The 2,854-nt window shown below is 69.1% G+C and carries 2 protein-coding genes; both read right to left on the bottom strand.

Annotation, left to right across the window (positions count from 1 at the left end):
• Positions 1–389 precede the first annotated feature (389 nt).
• Positions 390–869: a response regulator gene (locus VGV13_05190; GenBank protein HEV8640474.1), complete on the bottom strand. Its 480-nt coding sequence runs from the start codon at positions 867–869 to the stop codon at positions 390–392.
• A 31-nt stretch (positions 870–900) separates the two neighbouring features.
• A complete protein-coding gene (locus VGV13_05185; protein HEV8640473.1) occupies positions 901–2,808 on the bottom strand; it encodes an ATP-binding protein in 1,908 nt (635 codons plus the stop codon).
• Positions 2,809–2,854: the final 46 nt, after the last annotated feature.

Here is a 2,854-nt window from a genome sequence, read left to right as displayed (position 1 = left end):
TTAGCCCCGATCCGAAATAAGCTCGCAGGTGAAAGCGGCACATGGCCGCGAACATGGGCGGTGTTCAGGAGATGGTTCGACCGCAGCCAGCGCCTCTATAGGAAGACGTGGGTGCGCACGTACCCACCCTGGCCACGGCCGCTACCGACGCCGCGTTTCCGCACATTCCTCGCCAAAAGAATTTCGGATCGGGGATAACAATTTCCTCTCCCGCCAGTCTTCGGCATCAACGGCTATGTCCCTGTGCTCGGTGGCGCGGCTCAAGCAGATCGACCCCTCGGGGCCGCGGGGACTCGCCGAAGCTGATCGAGACGCTCGAAGGCCTCGAGATGAAGGACAGCGACGACGGCTTCGCCCGCCGGGCGCTGAACCGGTAGGCCTTCACCGTTTCAGGAGGCGGCGTCCAGCACCTCGCGCACCGTGCGCGCCAGCGCGTCGACGGTGAACGGCTTCTGGAGGAAGTTCTTGCCGGAGCGGAGCAGGCCGTGCTGCCGGATGAGCTCGTCCGTGTAGCCGGAGATGTAGAACGCCTTGGCGCCCGGGCGGTCCGCCGTCAGCCGCTCGACCAGGCTCGAGGCCGTCAGCCCCGACATCACCACGTCCACGATGAGCAGGTGGATGAGCCCCTGGTGCCGCTCGGCGATCTGCAGCGCCTCCTCTCCGTTCCGCGCCTCCAGAACGGTATAGCCGTGCAGCCGGAGGACGTCGCAGATCAGCTCACGCACCGGCGTCTCATCCTCGGCGACGAGCACTGTTTCCTTCCCGCTCCAGGGGTCCGTGTCTGACATGATCCGCGTCTCCCGTGATGGCGGCTCGCGCAGCCGTTGGTTATCGACCAGCGCCGCTTCCCGCGCCTGGCTCAGCTTCATCGACGACCGGTCGTCCGACGACGGCGGGCGCTCAAGGCCGGTCGTCATCACGCGGCGGGCCCCCGGGAGGCTCGGGAACGAGCGGCAGGACGATCCGGAACGTCGTCCCGACGCCGCGCACGCTCCGGAAGTCGATGCTGCCGCCGTGATCCTCGACGATCTTGTGCGTGAGCGCGAGGCCCAAGCCGGTGCCGCCCTCCTTGGTCGTGAAGAACGGGTTGAAGACCCGGTCCGCCTCGGCGGGGGCGATGCCGCTGCCCGTGTCTTCGAGTTCGATTTTCACCCCCCGGTTGAAGGCCCGCCGCCAGGAGGGGCGGACGTTACCGCCGTCGTCCCAGCCCAGGCGCAGCAGGAGGCGCCCGCCCGTCCCCATCGCCTCCAGGGCGTTGGTGACCACGTTGACCAGCGCCCGGTAAAGCGCGTCCTCGTCGGCCTGGATCGGCGCCACGTCGCGCGCGTATTCGCGGAGCACGGTGATCTGCCGGGACTCGATCTGGTTGGCGTGCAGGTCCACCACCCGATCCAGCAGGCTGGGGAGGCGGACGAGCGCGAAGGTGAGGCGGGGCGGGCGCGCCAGCTCCAGCAGCCGCTCGACGATCTCGTTGATCCGTTCCAGCTCCCGGGGAACGACGCTCTGGAACCGCTCCCGGAACCGCTCGTCCTCGAACCGGCGCGTGAGGTGGCGGCTGAACGTCAGCGCCGACGTCAGGGGCGTCTTGATCTCGTGGGCCAGGCCGGCGGCGAGCGTGCCGAGCGCCGCCAGCCGATCGGAGCGCCGGAGCCGGCTCTCGAGCTGCCGCATCAGGGTGAGGTCGCGGAAAATGACGACGGCGCCGAGATCCTTGCCGTCGCTGCCCTTGAGGGGAGCCGTGCTCAGCTCGATGGGAAGCGAGGCGCCCGTCCGCCGCTTGAGCGTCTGGGCCACGTTCGTGATGGGCGCATGGCTGGTGAGCGTCTCCATCAGGATCTCGCCCAGCTCCGGGGTATGCGAGAACACCTCCGTGCAGTACCGCCCCGCCGCTTCGCCCGCGAAGAATCCGGTGAGCAGCTCGGCGGCGGGATTGAGGGTGACCACCCGGCCGCCGAGATCGACGGTGACGATGCCATTGGTCAGGGAGTTGATGATGCTCTCCATGTAGCTCTTGAGATCGGCCAGCTCCTCGAAGCGTCGCTTCAGCTCCCCGTGGACCTCTTCCAGGGCCGCGCGCTGCTGGAAGAGCTGGGCGGCCATGTGGTTGAAAGCGATCGCCAGGCGACCGATCTCGTCCGATGTCGCGGGCTCGATCCGCTGGTTCAGCTCGCCGCGGGCGATGGCCGCGGCGCGCTCCTCGAGCTGGTGGACCGGTCCGGCGATCCGGCGGGCCACCAGCGCGGCGGCCACGCCTCCGACCAGGAGCGTGGCCAGGGCCAGCGCGGCCAGCTCGAAGCGCGTCCTGCGGATCTCCGCCTCCATCCGGCGTTTCGAGAGCCCGACCCGCACCGTGCCCCACTTCTGGCTGGCCACCAGCACGGGCACGGCGAAATCGTAGAGGGCCTCGCCGGAGCCGGGCGCCCTGGCGTGCTGGGTCAGCGGCACGTCGGTCTTCGCCGCCCGCTCGTGCTCGAGGCCGTCCGGGTAGGAGCCGACGCGCTCTGGCCGGCGGCTGTGGGCAGCCACCTTGCCTTCGCCATCGAGCACGATCGCGTAGACGACATCGACCTCGGCAGCAGCCCGCGCCACGTTCTGCTCCAGCGCGGTGAAGTTGTAGAGGAGGAGGGGGCCATAAGAGATCGCGGCCAGGTTGCGGGCCAGGACTTCGCCCCGGCGCTCGAACTCTTCGATGATCGTGTCGCGCTGGCGGCGCTCGACGACGACGATCACGGCGGCCATGACCAGGGCGATGACCAGTACCGTGCCCCAGAGGAGCTTCGCCTGGAGCGAGCGGAACCCGAGCCTCATCGACGACGGCTCCGCGCGCTCATGGGCGCCGCTCCAGCCAGATCTT

It is taken from the genome of Candidatus Methylomirabilota bacterium (assembly GCA_036001065.1).
In the GTDB taxonomy this organism is placed as follows: Bacteria; Methylomirabilota; Methylomirabilia; order Rokubacteriales; family CSP1-6; genus MNEF01.
This window is presented reverse-complemented; position numbering and strand designations above follow the sequence as displayed.